The sequence below is a fragment of the Bradyrhizobium sp. BWA-3-5 genome, assembly GCF_032917985.1.
In the GTDB taxonomy this organism is placed as follows: Bacteria; Pseudomonadota; Alphaproteobacteria; order Rhizobiales; family Xanthobacteraceae; genus Bradyrhizobium.
In genome coordinates this window covers 385,959-401,896 of sequence record NZ_CP136626.1, presented here as the reverse complement: position 1 = coordinate 401,896, position 15,938 = coordinate 385,959, and the positions used below count along the sequence as shown (strand labels likewise).

The 15,938-nt window shown below is 64.1% G+C and carries 12 protein-coding genes; 3 read left to right on the top strand and 9 right to left on the bottom strand.

The genetic code is table 11. The features are described from left to right. Positions 1-188: 188 nt before the first annotated feature. From odhB to RX331_RS01885, 9 genes are all read right to left on the bottom strand, one after another. Positions 189-1,424: a 2-oxoglutarate dehydrogenase complex dihydrolipoyllysine-residue succinyltransferase gene (odhB, locus tag RX331_RS01925; RefSeq protein ID WP_317254988.1), complete on the bottom strand. Its 1,236-nt coding sequence runs from the start codon at positions 1,422-1,424 to the stop codon at positions 189-191. A 157-nt stretch (positions 1,425-1,581) separates the two neighbouring features. After that, entirely contained in the window at positions 1,582-4,539 is a 2,958-nt protein-coding gene (locus tag RX331_RS01920) for a 2-oxoglutarate dehydrogenase E1 component (RefSeq protein ID WP_317254987.1), read from the bottom strand. A gap of 137 nt (positions 4,540-4,676) precedes the next feature. After that, positions 4,677-5,561, bottom strand: coding sequence for a succinate--CoA ligase subunit alpha (gene sucD / locus RX331_RS01915; protein WP_317254986.1), 885 nt, complete (start codon positions 5,559-5,561; stop codon positions 4,677-4,679). Between the two features lie 40 nt (positions 5,562-5,601). Further along, positions 5,602-6,078: a DUF1579 family protein gene (locus RX331_RS01910; protein ID WP_317254985.1), complete on the bottom strand. Its 477-nt coding sequence runs from the start codon at positions 6,076-6,078 to the stop codon at positions 5,602-5,604. A 2-nt stretch (positions 6,079-6,080) separates the two neighbouring features. Next, complete coding sequence (gene sucC / locus RX331_RS01905) at positions 6,081-7,280, bottom strand: ADP-forming succinate--CoA ligase subunit beta (RefSeq protein ID WP_317254984.1); 1,200 nt, start codon at positions 7,278-7,280, stop codon at positions 6,081-6,083. A 132-nt stretch (positions 7,281-7,412) separates the two neighbouring features. After that, on the bottom strand, positions 7,413-8,381 hold the full coding sequence (gene mdh, locus RX331_RS01900) for a malate dehydrogenase (protein WP_317254983.1): 969 nt from the start codon (positions 8,379-8,381) through the stop codon (positions 7,413-7,415). Positions 8,382-8,658: 277 nt separating this feature from the next. After that, on the bottom strand, positions 8,659-9,843 hold the full coding sequence (gene zapE / locus RX331_RS01895; protein WP_317254982.1) for a cell division protein ZapE: 1,185 nt from the start codon (positions 9,841-9,843) through the stop codon (positions 8,659-8,661). 220 nt (positions 9,844-10,063) lie between these two features. Continuing rightward, positions 10,064-10,600, bottom strand: coding sequence for an RNA 2',3'-cyclic phosphodiesterase (thpR, locus tag RX331_RS01890; protein ID WP_317254981.1), 537 nt, complete (start codon positions 10,598-10,600; stop codon positions 10,064-10,066). A gap of 189 nt (positions 10,601-10,789) precedes the next feature. Next, positions 10,790-11,416: an arylesterase gene (locus RX331_RS01885; protein WP_317254980.1), complete on the bottom strand. Its 627-nt coding sequence runs from the start codon at positions 11,414-11,416 to the stop codon at positions 10,790-10,792. Between the two features lie 76 nt (positions 11,417-11,492). Here RX331_RS01885 and RX331_RS01880 point away from each other — a divergent pair, with 76 nt between their 5' ends. From RX331_RS01880 to RX331_RS01870, 3 genes are all read left to right on the top strand, one after another. Next, complete coding sequence (locus RX331_RS01880; protein ID WP_317254979.1) at positions 11,493-12,206, top strand: ABC transporter ATP-binding protein; 714 nt, start codon at positions 11,493-11,495, stop codon at positions 12,204-12,206. Further along, positions 12,203-14,773, top strand: coding sequence for an ABC transporter permease (locus tag RX331_RS01875; RefSeq protein WP_317254978.1), 2,571 nt, complete (start codon positions 12,203-12,205; stop codon positions 14,771-14,773). Before RX331_RS01880 ends, RX331_RS01875 begins: the two co-directional genes overlap by 4 nt. A gap of 265 nt (positions 14,774-15,038) precedes the next feature. Further along, positions 15,039-15,830: a Bax inhibitor-1/YccA family protein gene (locus RX331_RS01870; protein ID WP_317254977.1), complete on the top strand. Its 792-nt coding sequence runs from the start codon at positions 15,039-15,041 to the stop codon at positions 15,828-15,830. Positions 15,831-15,938 lie beyond the last annotated feature (108 nt).

The window sequence follows — 15,938 nt, the reverse complement described above, 5'->3', positions numbered from 1 at the left end:
CTGCTATTCCGTCGGGCGTCGCGCTGTCGATCCGTCCCCAACACTGAATCTGCGATGTCACCGTCTTTCCATCCGCTGCAAGGTAGGTGATCCCTGCCAGAACCAATTGACCAACGAGACCATCCCCTTCGTCCTGATCCCACGGGGGCGGGCGATCTAGAGCATCATCCGACACAGCAACCCGCGATCTAGAGATCCAGCACCAATCGCGCCGGATCTTCCAGGCTCTCTTTGACGCGCACCAGGAACGTCACCGCTTCCTTTCCGTCGATCACGCGGTGATCGTAGGACAGCGCCAGATACATCATCGGGCGCACCTCGATCTTGCCACCGACCACCATCGGCCGCTCCTGGATCTTGTGCATGCCGAGAATGCCGGATTGCGGCGCGTTCAGGATCGGCGTCGACATCAACGAGCCGTAGATGCCGCCATTGGTGATGGTGAAGGTGCCGCCCTGCATCTCGTCGATCTTGAGATGACCATCGCGGGCGCGGCGGCCGAAATCGGCGATCGATTTTTCGATGTCGGAGATCGACTTGTGGTCGCAGTCGCGCACGACGGGCACGACCAGGCCCTTGTCGGTGCCGACCGCGATGCCGACGTGATAGTAGTTCTTGTAGATCAGATCAGAGCCGTCAATCTCGGCGTTGACGGCGGGAATGTCCTTCAGCGCCTGCACGCAGGCCTTGGTGAAGAAGCCCATGAAGCCGAGCTTGGTGCCGTGCTTCTTCTCGAACACGTCCTTGTACTGCGCGCGCAGCGACATGACGTTGGTCATGTCGACCTCGTTGAAGGTCGTCAGCATCGCCGCGGTGTTCTGCACGTCCTTCAGGCGGCGCGCGATGGTCTGGCGCAGCCGCGTCATCTTCACGCGCTCTTCGCGGGCGGCATCGTCGGCCGGGGACGGCGCACGCACCTGCACGGACGCGGCGGGCTGGTTGACCGGGGTCGGCGCGGACGCCGCCTTCTCGATCGCGGCCAGCATGTCGCCCTTGGTGACGCGGCCATCCTTGCCGGAGCCCGGCACGGTCGAGGCATCGATGCCGCTCTCGGCGGAGAGTTTTCGGACCGATGGCGCGAGCGGCGCATCCGCCGCGACGGCCTTCGGAGCCGCAGCAGGCGCGGCGGCGGGCGCCGCCGGTGCAGCGGCCTTGGCAGGCGCGGCGGCCGGCTTCGCAGCCGCGGCAGCGCCGTCATTGATCTGGCCGAGCAGCGCGCCGACGGCGACGGTCTCGCCATCCTTGGCCGAGATTTCGCCGAGCACGCCGGCCGACGGCGCCGGGACTTCGATGGTGACCTTGTCGGTCTCGAGCTCCACCAACGGCTCGTCCACCGCCACGGCATCGCCGGCCTTCTTGAACCAGCGGCCGATGGTGGCTTCCGTCACGGATTCGCCAAGCGTCGGAACACGAATTTCAGTCATGGTATTGGTTTCCTGGGTATCCTTAAGCGATCTAAAATTCCAAAGCTGTCATCGCCCGGCTTGACCGGGCGATCCAGTACGCCGGGACGGTCGTGATTGAATCTTGGCGGCGCGGCGTACTGGATGCCCCGCTTTCGCGGGGCATGACGAGTGAGGATCAGTTCAGCGCCTCATCCAGCATCGCCTTGAGCTGCGCCAGATGCTTCGACATCAGACCGGTGGCGGTCGCCGCCGACGCGGCGCGGCCCGCGTAACGCGGACGCCGGTTCGGCGCATGGATCTGGTTCAGCACCCATTCGAGATAGGGCTCGATGAAGTGCCACGCGCCCATGTTGCGCGGCTCTTCCTGGCACCAGACCACCTCGGCATTCTTGAAGCGGACGAGTTCCTGCACCAGCGCCTTCAGCGGCACCGGATAAAGCTGCTCGACGCGCAGGATGTAGATGTCGTCGATGCCGCGCTTCTCACGCTCCTCGTAGAGGTCGTAATAGACCTTGCCCGAGCACAGCAGGACGCGGCGGATCTTGTCGTCCGGCGCCAGCTTGATCTTCTCGTCGGGCAGCATCTGCGCGTCATCGTACAGGATGCGATGGAAGGTCGTATCCTTGCCGAGTTCGTCGAGCCGCGACACCGCGCGCTTGTGGCGGAGCAGCGATTTCGGCGTCATCATGATCAGCGGCTTGCGGATCTCGCGATGCAGCTGGCGGCGCAGCACGTGGAAGTAATTCGCCGGCGTGGTCGGGTAGACCACCTGCATGTTGTCTTCGGCGCACATCTGCAGGTACCGCTCAAGACGTGCCGAGGAGTGTTCCGGCCCCTGCCCTTCATAGCCGTGCGGCAACAGGCAGACCAGGCCGGACATGCGCAGCCATTTGCGTTCGCCCGACGAGATGAACTGGTCGAACACCACCTGTGCACCATTGGCGAAATCGCCGAACTGCGCTTCCCACATCGCCAGCGCATTCGGCTCGGCCAGCGAATAGCCGTACTCGAAGCCGAGCACCGCCTCTTCCGACAATAGCGAGTTGATGACTTCGTAATGGCCCTGGTCGTGGCCGAGATGGTTGAATGGCGTGTAGCGGCTCTCGTCTTCCTGGTCGATCAGCACCGAATGGCGCTGCGAGAAGGTGCCGCGCTCGCTATCCTGACCCGAGAGGCGGACGTGGTGGCCTTCCTGCAGCAGCGTGCAGAACGCCAGCGCCTCGCCGGTCGCCCAGTCGATGCCGACGCCATTGTCGATCGCTTTGGCACGGTTCTCCAGGAAACGCTGGATGGTGCGGTGAACCCGGAAGCCGTCGGGCACCTTGGTGATCTTGCGGCCGATATCCCTGAGGACACTGACATCGACGCCGGTGACGCCGCGCCGCGCGTCCTCTTCCTGGTCGGCGACCTTAAAGCCGGCCCATTTGCCGTCGAGCCAGTCGGCCTTATTGGGCTTGTAGCCGGTGCCGGCCTCGAGCTCGGCATCGAGCCGCGCGCGCCAATCGGCCTTGGCCTTGTCGACCTCGCCCTCGGTCAGAACGCCTTCAGCGACGAGACGCTTGGCGTAGAGTTCGAGCGTCGAGGGCTGTTGCGCGATCCGCTTGTACATCACCGGCTGGGTGAACGCCGGCTCGTCGCCCTCGTTGTGGCCGTGCCGGCGGTAGCAGAACATGTCGATCACGACCGGCTTGTGGAATTTCTGCCGGAACTCGATCGCGACCTTGGCGGCGAACACCACCGCCTCGGGATCATCGCCGTTGACGTGGAAGATCGGCGCGTCGATCATCTTGGCGACGTCGGACGGGTATGGCGAGGAGCGCGAGTAGCGCGGATAGGTCGTAAAGCCGATCTGGTTATTGACGATGAAATGCAGCGAGCCGCCAGTGCGGTAGCCTTTCAGGTCCGACAGGCCGAAGCATTCCGCGACCACGCCTTGGCCGGCAAACGCCGCGTCGCCGTGCAGCAGCAGCGGCAGCACGGAGATGCGCATGTCCGGCGGATCGCCATGCTGGTCCTGCTTGGCGCGCACCTTGCCGAGCACGACCGGATCGACGATCTCCAGGTGCGAGGGGTTGGCGGTCAGCGACAGATGGATCTTGTTGCCGTCGAACTCGCGGTCCGAGGACGCGCCGAGGTGATACTTCACGTCGCCCGAGCCTTCGACGTCCTCGGGGTTGGCGGAGCCGCCCTTGAATTCGTGGAACAGCGCGCGGTGCGACTTGGCCATCACCTGGGTCAGCACGTTGAGGCGCCCACGATGCGGCATGCCGAGCACGATCTCCTTCACGCCGAGATTGCCGCCCCGTTTGATGATCTGTTCCAGCGCCGGGATCAGCGACTCAGCGCCGTCGAGACCGAAGCGCTTGGTGCCGGTGAATTTGAGGTCGCAGAATTTTTCAAAGCCTTCGGCTTCGATCAGCTTGTTGAGGATGGCGCGACGGCCTTCCGGCGTGAAACTGATTTCCTTGTCCGGGCCCTCGATGCGCTCCTGAATCCAGGCCTTTTGCGCGGCGTTACTGATGTGCATGAACTCGACGCCGAGCGTCTGGCAATAGGTGCGCTCGCAGATCGCGACGATCTCGCGCAAGCTGCCGTATTCGAGGCCGAGGACGTGATCGAGGAAGATCTTGCGGTCGAAGTCGGCCTCGGTGAAGCCGTAGGTGCGCGGATCGAGCTCTTCACGGTCGCGCGGCGCCTCGATGCCGAGCGGATCGAGCTTGGCGTGGAAATGACCGCGCATGCGGTAGGCGCGGATCAGCATCAGGGCGCGGACGGAATCGCGGGTCGCCTGGTTGACGTCGGCCGGCGCCAGTTCGGCGCCGGGCGCCTTTGCCTTGGCGGCGAGCTTGGCGCCGACCGCCTTCTCGACCTGCGCCCAATTGCCGTCCAGCGCCGAGGTCAGATCGTCCTGCGGCGTCAGCGGCCAGTTGTCACGGCCCCAGGAGGGGCCTTCGGCGTTCTTGCGGACGTCGGCCGGGGTGTCTTTCAGGCTCTTGAAGAATTCCTGCCATTCACCATCGACCGCGCCGGGGTCCTGTTCGTAGCGGGCGTAGAGCTCGTCGATATAGGTGGCGTTGGTGCCCTGCAAAAAAGAGGAGAGGGCAAATGCTGCATTCGCGTCCTGGCGAGACATGATGGCGTCCTGGTATTTGTCGCTTTTGCGCGTGGAAAACGGCGCTTTAGCCGGTCCGGGAGGCCCGAACCAGCTCGGTAAAGATGCTTTACCCTATTTAGGACGGATATTCCCGCCTAAAAGAACCAAGGACTGAATTAAGATTTCAACTTTTCGGCAAGGGTATGCCCTAGCCGTGCCGGGGACGGCGAAACGGTAATTCCGGCCGCTTCCATGGCTGCCGTCTTGGAGCCGGCGTCGCCCTTGCCACCGGAGATGATCGCGCCGGCATGGCCCATGCGGCGGCCGGGAGGGGCGGTGACGCCGGCGATGAAGCCGACCATCGGCTTCTTGCGGCCGCGCTTGGCCTCGTCCTTAATGAACTGGGCGGCGTCTTCCTCGGCGCTGCCGCCGATCTCGCCGATCATGATGATCGAGGTGGTCTTCTCGTCCTTGAGGAACATCTCGAGCACGTCGATGAACTCGGTGCCCTTGACCGGGTCGCCGCCGATGCCGACCGCGGTGGTCTGGCCGAGGCCTTCCTGGGTGGTCTGGAACACGGCCTCATAGGTCAACGTGCCCGAGCGCGAAACGATCCCGACGCTGCCCGGCTTGAAGATGTTGGCCGGCATGATCCCGATCTTGCACTCGCCGGCGGTCATCACGCCCGGGCAGTTCGGTCCGATCAGCCGCGACTTCGAGCCTGACAGAGAGCGCTTGACGCGCACCATGTCGAGCACCGGAATGCCCTCGGTGATGCAGACGATCAGCGGGATCTCCGCGTCGATCGCTTCGCAGATCGCATCCGCCGCGCCCGGCGGCGGCACGTAGATCACCGACGCATCCGCGCCAGTCTTCTCGCGCGCCTCGCGGACGGTGTCGAACACCGGCAGGCCGAGATGGGTCGAACCACCCTTACCCGGCGAGGTGCCGCCGACCATCCGGGTGCCGTAAGCGATCGCGGCTTCCGAATGGAACGTGCCGTTCTTGCCCGTGAAACCCTGGCAGATGACTTTGGTATTCTTGTCGATCAGAACGGACATGATGAAGCACGCTTTCGTAGGTGACCGGGAAAGATGAAGTTTAGTGAATCCGCCGGTAGACGCCGGTGAGCACGTCGGCCCATCCTTCGGCATCAGGCGAGAACTGGATCTTCATGGTGTAGTTGTCGTTATCGACGATCTCGTAGACGTGACGCGCATTGCCGCGCAGCGAGCCGCGCACTAGCGTCAGCTTGTTACCGGCCCAGGCGCCGGAGGCCGGCGCAGGCGAGTAGTAGCCGAGCGAATCGTGCCAGAACAATTTGTAGGTTCGGTCGTCGCGGTCGAAGGTGAACACGCCGTGGGTCGCGAAACTTTCCTTGCCGTCGCGCATCTGGCGGGTGTCCTGGATCAGATAGAAGCCGTTGAGATCCATGCGCGCGACGACATGCGAGGTGGCCGGACCGCCCGCGGTCCAGCGTGACGGATAGACCATTTCCTCGCCGGCCCATTCGCCCGCGAAAGCCGCGAGCTTGCGGTGTTCTTCCAGCGGTGTCGGTGCGGCGAGATGGTCAGCCATCGCTAGCCTCCCTTGACGGCTTTCACGATCTTCTGTGCGGCATCGTCGAGATTGTCGGCCGGCACCACGTTGAGGCCGGACTCGCGGATGATCCGCTTGCCGGCGTCGACATTGGTGCCTTCAAGGCGAACCACCAGCGGCACCTTGAGGCCGACTTCCTTGACGGCCGCGACCACGCCCTCGGCGATGATATCGCACTTCATGATACCGCCGAAGATGTTGACCAGGATGCCCTTCACATTGGGGTCGGCGGTGATGATCTTGAACGCCGCCGCGACCTTCTCCTTGCTGGCGCCGCCGCCGACATCGAGGAAGTTGGCGGGCTCCATGCCATAGAGCTTGATGATGTCCATCGTCGCCATGGCAAGGCCGGCGCCGTTGACCATGCAGCCGATGGTGCCGTCGAGCGTCACGTAGTTGAGATCGTATTTCGACGCCTCGATTTCCTTGGCGTCCTCTTCGGTCAGATCGCGCAGCGGCACCGCAATCTCCGGATGCCGGAACAGCGCGTTGTCGTCGAACGAGACCTTGGCGTCGAGCACGCGGAGCTGGCCCTGCCTGGTGACAACAAGCGGGTTGATTTCCAGCATCGCCATGTCCTTGGCGGTGAAGGCATTGAAGAGCTGCACGACCAGCCTCTCCGCCTGCTTGGCAAGATCCCCGGAGAGGTTGAGCGCTTTCGCAACGGTGCGGCCGTGATGGGGCATGATGCCGGTGGCCGGGTCGACCGAGAAGGTCACGATCTTCTCGGGCGTGTTGTGCGCGACCTCCTCGATGTTCATGCCGCCTTCGGTCGAGACCACGAAGGATACTTGCGAGGTTTCGCGGTTGACCAGGATCGAGAGGTAGAACTCCTTGTCAATGTCGGAGCCGTCCTCGATGTAGAGGCGATTGACCTGCTTGCCGGCGGGGCCGGTCTGCACGGTAACGAGGGTTGCACCCAGCATCTGCTTGGCGAATTCGGAGACCTCGGCGACCGACTTGGCGATGCGGACGCCGCCCTTGTCGCCGGCGGAGGCTTCCTTGAACTTGCCCTTGCCGCGGCCGCCGGCATGGATCTGGCTCTTCACCACCCAGACCGGACCGGGGAGCTGCTTGGCGGCCGCTTCGGCGTCCTCGGGCTTGAGCACCGGCACGCCCTTTGAGATCGGCACGCCGAATTCGTGCAGCAGAGCCTTGGCCTGGTATTCATGGATATTCATCTGGACGTTCCCCGAAACCGAAAGCGGCGAGTTCTACAGTTCACCGGCATTGGTAGTTGGCATACCATATACCAGGAGAACTGCAACCCTGAAAACGCTTTCGCCCCGGCGAGGGGCGAAAGCAGAGCAAAATCAACGACCGAGAAGATCGGGCGCGATCTTCTTGCAGGCGTCGACCAGGCCCTGAACCGCGCCGACCGACTTGTCGAAGGCCTCGCGATCCTTGCCGGCCAACTCGATCTCGACGACGCGTTCGACACCCTTCGAGCCGATCACGACGGGAACGCCGACATACATGTCCTTCACATTGTATTCGCCGTTGAGATAGGCGGCGCAGGGCAGCACGCGCTTCTTGTCCTTCAAGTAGCTCTCGGCCATCGCAATCGCCGAAGCCGCCGGTGCGTAGAACGCCGAACCGGTCTTCAGGAGGTTGACGATTTCGGCGCCGCCGTTGCGGGTGCGGTCGACGATCTCGTCGATGCGGGCCTGCGAGGTCCAGCCCATCTTGACGAGGTCGGGCAGCGGAATGCCGGCAACGGTGGAGTAGCGCGTCAGCGGCACCATGGTATCGCCATGGCCGCCGAGCACGAAGGCGGTGACGTCTTCGACCGAGACGTTGAATTCATCGGCCAGGAAGTAGCGGAAGCGCGCGGAATCGAGCACGCCGGCCATGCCGACCACCTTCTTGTGCGGCATGCCCGACGCCTTCTGCAGTGCCCAGACCATTGCGTCCAGCGGGTTGGTGATGCAGATGACGAAAGAGTCGGGAGCGTATTTCTTGATGCCGGCGCCGACCTGCTCCATGACCTTGAGGTTGATGGAGAGGAGATCGTCGCGGCTCATGCCGGGCTTGCGCGGCACACCGGCGGTGACGATGCAGACCTTGGCGCCGTCGAGCGCCTCGTAGGAGTTGGCGCCGGTGAGGTTGGAGTCGAAACCGTCGACCGGCGAGGACTGCGCGATGTCGAGGGCTTTGCCCTGGGGCACGCCCTCGGCGATGTCGAACATCACGACGTCGCCGAGCTCCTTCAGGCCGATGAGGTGAGCCAGCGTTCCGCCGATCTGACCGGAGCCAATCAAAGCAATCTTGTCGCGCGCCATGGGAAATTTGTCCTTCTAAGACGAAGAGTGAGGGTGGATAAGTCAGCCGGATGGCTTGCTATCCCTTTCGATTGACCGGTTCAAGACGGACCGCGCCCGATTCTGAGGCCCTGCCTCGAATTAGGTCAGGTATGCCAGCAGGCACCGTCTTCCGGGGCGCGACGAAAGTCGCGATCTGTGATGTGCACTTGCACATCAGAGAATCCATAACCACGATCGGGAGTAAGGATTCCGGGCCTGCGCCAAGAGGCGCATCCCGGAATGACGACGGAGAGATTTAAGTCTCCACCAGCCCGGTGCTCGACCCGCTGGCCGCGGAATCCTTCCTCCCGTGCGGCAGCGCCAGGTAGGACTCGGAACTCATCTCGATCAGGCGCGAGGCCGTCCGCTTGAACTCCATGGCCTCCACGCCCTCGGTCGCGAGGTACAGCGACACCGGATCGGCCTCCGCCGAGGCCATCAGCTTCACGGCGTTGTCGTAGAGTGTGTCGATCAGCGAGATGAAGCGCTTGGCGGCGTTGCGCGCGGGAAAATCCATCACCGGAATGCGGTCGATCAGGATGGTATGATAATCATGCGCTAGCCGCAGATAGTCGGACGCGGCGAGCGGCTTATCGCAGATATCGGCAAAGGAAAACCGCGCGACGCCGTGCGCCGAACAGGGCACGCGCAGGATACGGCCCTTGATCGAAATATCGCGATGCTTGCAGGGCGCATTGCCGGTCATCTTGCGCCAGGCGCGGTCGAGCGCGGCGCCGGCTTCGTCATCCGGCGGCACCAGCCACATCTTCACCCCGGTGAGTTTTTCCAGCCGGAAATCGGTGCGCGCGTCGAGCCGCAGCACGTCCATGCGGCCTTCGATCTGGCTGATGAAGGGCAGGAACAGCGCGCGGTTGAGACCGCCCTTGTAGAGGTCTTCCGGCGCGACGTTCGATGTCGCCACCACCACGGTGCCGAGCTCGAACAGCTTTGCGAACAGCCGCCCCAGGATCATGGCGTCGGCAATGTCGGTGACGTGGAATTCGTCGAAGCATAACAGCCACGCCTCGTCGAAGATGGCATTCGCCGTCAGCTCGATAACATCGCTGTCGGCGATCTCGCCGCGCGCGATGTTCTGGCGATAGGCGTAGATCTTCTCATGCGCCTCGGCCATGAACTCGTGAAAATGGGCGCGCCGCTTGTGCCGGACCGGCGAGTGCTGAAAGAACAGATCCATCAGCATGGTCTTGCCGCGGCCGACTTCGCCATGAACGTAAAGCCCGCGCGGCGGCGCCTCGCTCTTGTCGCCAAACAGGCGACCGAGCAGGCTGAGCTTCTTCGCCGGCTTGTAGCTGGAAAGCCGCTCTTCGAGCGCGGCGAACGCCTCGGCGGCCTCGGCCTGCGCCGGATCGGCATCAATCGCGCCGGAGGAAACGAGGGCCTGATACTGCGCGTGGAACGAGGTGGGGTCGGTCGTCAGCATGGCGACCTTTCGGCCTCAAGCGCGTAAAAATTGCAAGCAGCTAATTAGGTCTGGAGCTATGCGGGCACAACTCGTCATCCCCGCGAAGGCGGGGATCCAGTACGCCGCGGCGCCTCGGTTCTGTCCGAAGTGCCTCTGGCATACTGGATCATCCGCCCCAGTGCGCAATTGCGTACAAGGCGGATGATGACGGTGGTGGTGCGGCAAGCATATCTTCCCCTCACGCACTCAGCGCGTAGGAATCCTCGACCACGTAGGGCCCGCCGCCGGTGGAGGCGCGTGACGAGAACAGCACGAAGCGCGAGGCCATGAAGGTGCGGCTCGGGAAATAGCCGCGCACCGAGAGATAATCGGCAACGTCCTGGCTGGAGGCATCATGCAGCCGTGCCAGCGTCACATGCGGGATGAATTTGCGCCCTTCCGGATCGAGCCCGAGCCGTTGCATCAATCGTTCGAGCTCGGCCTGCAGTTCGATCAATGGCCGGCTCGGCTCGACGGAGGCGACCACCGCGCGCGGTTTCTTGCCGCCAAAGCTCTGTAGGCCCTGCACCTTGACCTCAAACGGCTTGCGGTTGACCCGAAACAGCATCGAGGCAATTTCATTCGCCGACATGCCGTCGATGTCGCCGATGAAGCGCAAGGTGACGTGGTAATTTTCGGGATCGATCCAGCGTGCGCCGGGAAGGCCGCCACGCAAATTGGAAAGGCTCTGGCCGATATCGGCCGGAATTTCCAGTCCAGCAAACAGACGCGGCATCGCTAAATCCTCGATGCGGAGGCGCGAGCCCGAAGACTTGCGCCTGGAAGCAAACCCGGTGACGAATCACCGATCACTCAATTCCTACCTGACTTATGTGACCCTGCGAAGCACGCGGGGCGAGCACTCCGCAAAGCTACGGAAAAACCTTGGGGTAACCTTATTGTTTTCTGCTCTCTTGCTGCTTTTTCAACTCCGCTGCCCGGAGATCGTGCCAACAAGTGCCTCCACCATGGGCAGAATATTCTTCACGATGATGTCGACGCCCTCGGCGGTCGGATGGATTCCGTCCGCCTGGTTGAGCTTGGCTTCCGCCGCGACCCCTTCCAGGAAAAACGGGTAAAGCGGCACGTCGAACGATTTTGCAAGCTCCGGATAGATCGCGTTGAACTTTGCGGCGTAGTCGCTGCCGTAGTTGGGCGGCGCCACCATTCCGCACAACAGAACGGCAATTTTGCGTGCCTTCAGCCGCGTCAGGATATCGGTCAGCGCGGCGCGGGTGACGGCGGGATCGATGCCGCGCAGCGCGTCGTTGGCACCGAGCTCGACGATGACCGCCTCGGTTCCCTCCGGGATCGACCAGTCGAGCCGGTCGCGGCCGCCCGAGGTGGTATCGCCGGATACCCCGGCATTGATCATGTCGACCTTTATCCCCTTGTCTGCCAACGCTTTTTGCAGCCGGACGGGGAATGCGGCCGGGGCCTGCAGGCCGAGTCCCGCACTCAAGGAATCTCCGAGGACGACCATTTTCAGCGGTTTGTCCGCTGCGGTGGCTGGCGCCTGCACCCAAACCGACCAGGCCGTCATCAAAGCCATAAGCAACACGCGTATGTGCGCAAACATCCGTTTCAAGCCCTCGACCCGAGCGGCGGAAGTGCCATATGACCGAGCCATGGACAGTCGCATCGAATCCTCTTCCCTGACCGGCCTCGGGCCGGACACCATTTCCATTTCCAACGTCAACCTCTCGCTCGGCACCGGCGCCGCCCGCGTTCATATCCTGAAGGATATCAGCCTTCGTGTGGCATCGGGCGAAGCGATCGGGCTGATCGGACCATCAGGCTCGGGCAAATCGACCTTGCTGATGGTGATGGCGGGCTTGGAACGTCCTGACAGCGGAGAGGTGGTGGTGAACGGCACGCCGTTCAATGCCCTCGACGAGGACGCGCTGGCGCGCTTCCGAGGCCGCCAGGTCGGCATCGTGTTCCAGTCGTTCCATTTGATTCCGACCATGACAGCGCTGGAAAACGTCGCGGTGCCGCTGGAGCTTGCCGGTAACGCTGACGCAGCCGAGCGCGCAGCAAAGGAGCTCGCTTCCGTCGGGCTCGGCGAGCGCCTGCATCACTACCCCACGCAACTCTCCGGCGGCGAGCAGCAGCGCGTAGCGCTGGCCCGCGCGCTGGCGCCCGATCCCGCCATTCTCGTCGCCGACGAGCCGACCGGCAATCTCGACGAAACCACCGGCAAGCAGATCGTCGATATGCTCTTCACCAAGCACGCCGAGCGCGGCATGACGCTGGTGCTGGTGACGCATGACAGTTCGCTCGCGCAGCGCTGCGACCGCGTGGTGCGGCTGCGCTCGGGCCGCATCGACGGACATTCATGACCACCGTTTCCGAACCCGCCTACCGCAGCCGCGCGTCGTCGCTCGCCCTCCGTTACGCGCTCCGCGAATTGCGTGGCGGCCTGCGCGGCTTCTATGTCTTCATCGCCTGCATCGCGCTCGGCGTCATGGCGATTGCCGGCGTCGGCTCGGTCGCCGCGAGTCTGAGCGAGGGCCTGGAGCGCGAGGGCCGCACGCTGCTCGGCGGCGACGTCGCGTTCTCGCTGATCCAGCGCGAGGCCAAGCCGGAGGAAATCGCCTTCCTGCGCGCCCGCGGCCAGGTTTCGGTCGCGGCCACGCTGCGCGTCATGGCCCGCAGCCAGGACGGCAGGCTTGCGCTGGTCGAGCTCAAGGCGGTGGACGGCAACTATCCGATGCTCGGAGAGGTCACGCTCGAGCCGAAGGTGCCGATGGCCGACGTGCTGGCCGAGCGTGACGGCGCGTTCGGCGCCGCGGTCGATTCCACGCTGCTGGCGCGGCTCGATCTCAAGATCGGCGACCGCATCACGATCGGCAACGCCACGGTGCAGATCCGCAGCGTGGTCGTGACAGAGCCCGACAAGCTCGCCGGCAATGTCGGGCTGGGGCCGCGCGTCCTGGTCAGCGAAGCCGCCTTGCGCGCCACCGGCCTGCTGCAGCCCGGCAGCCTGGCGCGCTGGATCTACCGGCTCAAGCTGCCCGACAACGCCGCCGACGAGCGCGCGGCCACACAGATGATCGATGCCGCGCGCAGCGCCCTCCCCGAGGCCGGCTGGGAAATCCGCAGCCGCGGCAACGCCTCGCCGCAGCTCGAACGCACCATCAACCGTTTCACCCAGTTCCTGACGCTGGTCGGCCTCGCCGCGCTGCTGGTCGGCGGCGTCGGCGTCGCCAATGCGGTGAAGAGCCACATCGATCGCCGCCGCGACGTCATCGCCTCGTTCAAGGCGCTCGGCGCCACCGGGCGCGACGTCTTCACGATCTACCTGACGCAGGTGGTCGTGCTGGCCGGCATCGGCTCGGTGATCGGGCTCGCCGCCGGCGCGGCGCTGCCCTTTGTCATCGTCGGCGTATTCGGCAAGCTGCTGCCGCTGCCGGTGATCCCGGCCCTGCATCTGGACGAACTGGCACTGTCGTTCATCTATGGCCTGCTCACCGCGCTCGCATTCGGCCTGTGGCCGCTCGGCCGGGTCCACGACGTTCCGGTCGCGGCGCTGTTTCGCGAGGAGGTCGCCCGCGAATGGCACCGTCCGCGCTGGGCCTATCTCGCGCTGATGGCGATCGTGATCATAGCGCTCGTCGCGGTCGCGATCGGCCTTGCCTACGACAGACGGGTCGCCGCCGTGTTCGTCGCCTCGTCGGTCGCAGTGTTCGCGCTGCTCCGCGGCGTTGCCGCCGGCCTGATGGCGCTGGCACGCCGGCTGCCGCGCAGCCGCATCACCATGCTGCGGCTGGCGATCGCCAACATCTACCGGCCGGGCGCGCTGACGCCCTCGGTGGTGATGTCGCTGGGCTTAGGACTCGCGGTGCTCGTCACCATCACCCAGATCGACGGCAATCTGCGCCGGCAGTTCCTCGCCGCGCTGCCGGAGCGCGCCCCCTCCTTCTACTTCATCGACATTCCGTCCGCCGACGCGGACCGCTTCGGCGCCTTCCTCAAAGAGGTCGCGCCGCAATCGACCGTGGAGGACGTACCGATGCTGCGTGGGCGCATCGTCGCCGCCCGCGGTCTCAAGGCCGACCAGCTCAAGCCGTCGCAGGACAGCGAATGGGTGCTGCAGAGCGACCGCGGCCTGACCTATACCGGCGAAATCCCGAAGGGCTCGAAGATCGTCGAGGGCGAATGGTGGAGCGCGGACTATGGCGGCCCCCCGCTGGTCTCGATGGAAAAGAAGATCGCCGACGGCCTGAAGCTCAAAATCGGCGATGAAATCGTGGTCAACGTGCTCGGCCGCGACATTCCGGCGAAGATCAGCAATCTGCGCAACATCGACTGGCAGGGGCTCGGCATCAATTTCGTGCTGGTATTCTCGCCGAACGCCTTCAAGGGCGCGCCGCACACCCATGTCGCGACGCTGTCCGAGGTCCACCCCGATGCGGCCGGCGACGCCCGCATCATCAAGCAGGTGGCGGACGCGTTTCCAATGGTGACAAGCGTCCGGGTGCGCGAGGCGCTGGAGACGGTCGGCACTGTTGTCACCAACCTCGTGCTCGCGATCCGCGGCGCCAGCGCCGTGACGCTGATCTCGGCGATGCTGGTGCTTGGCGGCGCGCTGGCGGCCGGCCATCGCCACCGGGTCTATGACGCGGTCATCCTGAAGACGCTGGGTGCCACCCGCGCGCGATTGCTCGGCGCCTACGCGCTGGAATACCTGCTGATCGGCCTCGCCACGGCGGTGTTCGGCGTGATCGCAGGCTCGATCGCCGCCTGGCTGATCGTCACCCGCCTGATGACGCTGAGTTTCATCTGGCAGGCCGGCAGCGCCGCCGGCGTGGTTGCCGCCGCCCTCCTCGTCACGGTCGGGCTCGGGCTCGCCGGCACGTTGCTGGCGCTGAACCAGAAGCCGGCCGGCGTGTTGCGGAATTTGTGACAATTTGTAGCGGCGAAAGGCAGGGTTAACACTGCTTTTACCGGCAAATCCGCGGCAGAAGCGACATTCAGCCGCGCGTGGAAGCTTGCGGCGAATGTGTTAGTTTCCCACATACCAGCCAAGATCAGTGGCCGGGTTCATGACGTAAAATTAACGTCGCTAGGACGTAAAATTGGCGTCGGCAGATCGGGACATCTGAGCTAAGAAATCTAACCGGCGCCGCAAACCCCTTGCGCTCCGCCGGGCAACCAACGGGAATTCGACCATGTCGGACCTAGACCGTAACTACGTATCTCCTTTCGGCCGGGCCGCCGGACGCGTTGACGCCGCGGCCGTCGATGCCGGTCTGCGCGCCTACATGCTGCGCATCTACAACTACATGAGCATCGGCCTCGCCATCACCGGCTTGGCGGCGCTCGGCGTCTATATGGCGGCGGTGACCACCGATCCGGCGGCCGGCGCCGTGCGGATCGGCAGCCAGTTCCTGACCCCGTTCGGCTACGCGATGTTCGTCAGCCCGCTGAAGTGGCTGTTCATCCTGGCACCGCTCGTGATGGTGTTCGCGATCTCGGCCGGCATCGACCGGCTGCGGCCGGCGACCGCCCAGATGCTGTTCTGGGTGTTCTCGGCGCTGATGGGCATTTCACTGTCGTCGATCTTCCTGGTGTACACCCACACCTCGATCGTGCGGGTGTTCTTCATCACGGCGGCGACCTTCGGTGCGCTCAGCCTCTATGGCTACACCACCAAGCGTGACATGAGCGGCATGGGATCGTTCCTGTTCATGGGCCTGATCGGCGTCATCATCGCCAGCCTGGTCAACCTGTTCCTGGCGAGCTCAATGCTGCAGTTCATCGTCTCGGTGGTTGGCGTGCTGGTGTTCGCGGGCCTCACCGCCTGGGATACCCAGCGGCTGAAGAACGAGTACATCTACGGCTATGCCCAGGCCGGCGGCGAGATTGCGGAACGGGCTGCGATCTCCGGTGCGCTGTCGCTGTACCTGAACTTCATCAACCTGTTCACGCTGCTGCTGCAGCTGCTCGGCCAGCGCGACTAGCCGCTACCGACCCAGGTTCTAAAAGAGTCAAAGCCCCGGCCTCGCGCCGGGGCTTTTCTTTGGGTCCATGCTCATCATGCCCGAGCTTCGGCCGGCCATGACGGAAAG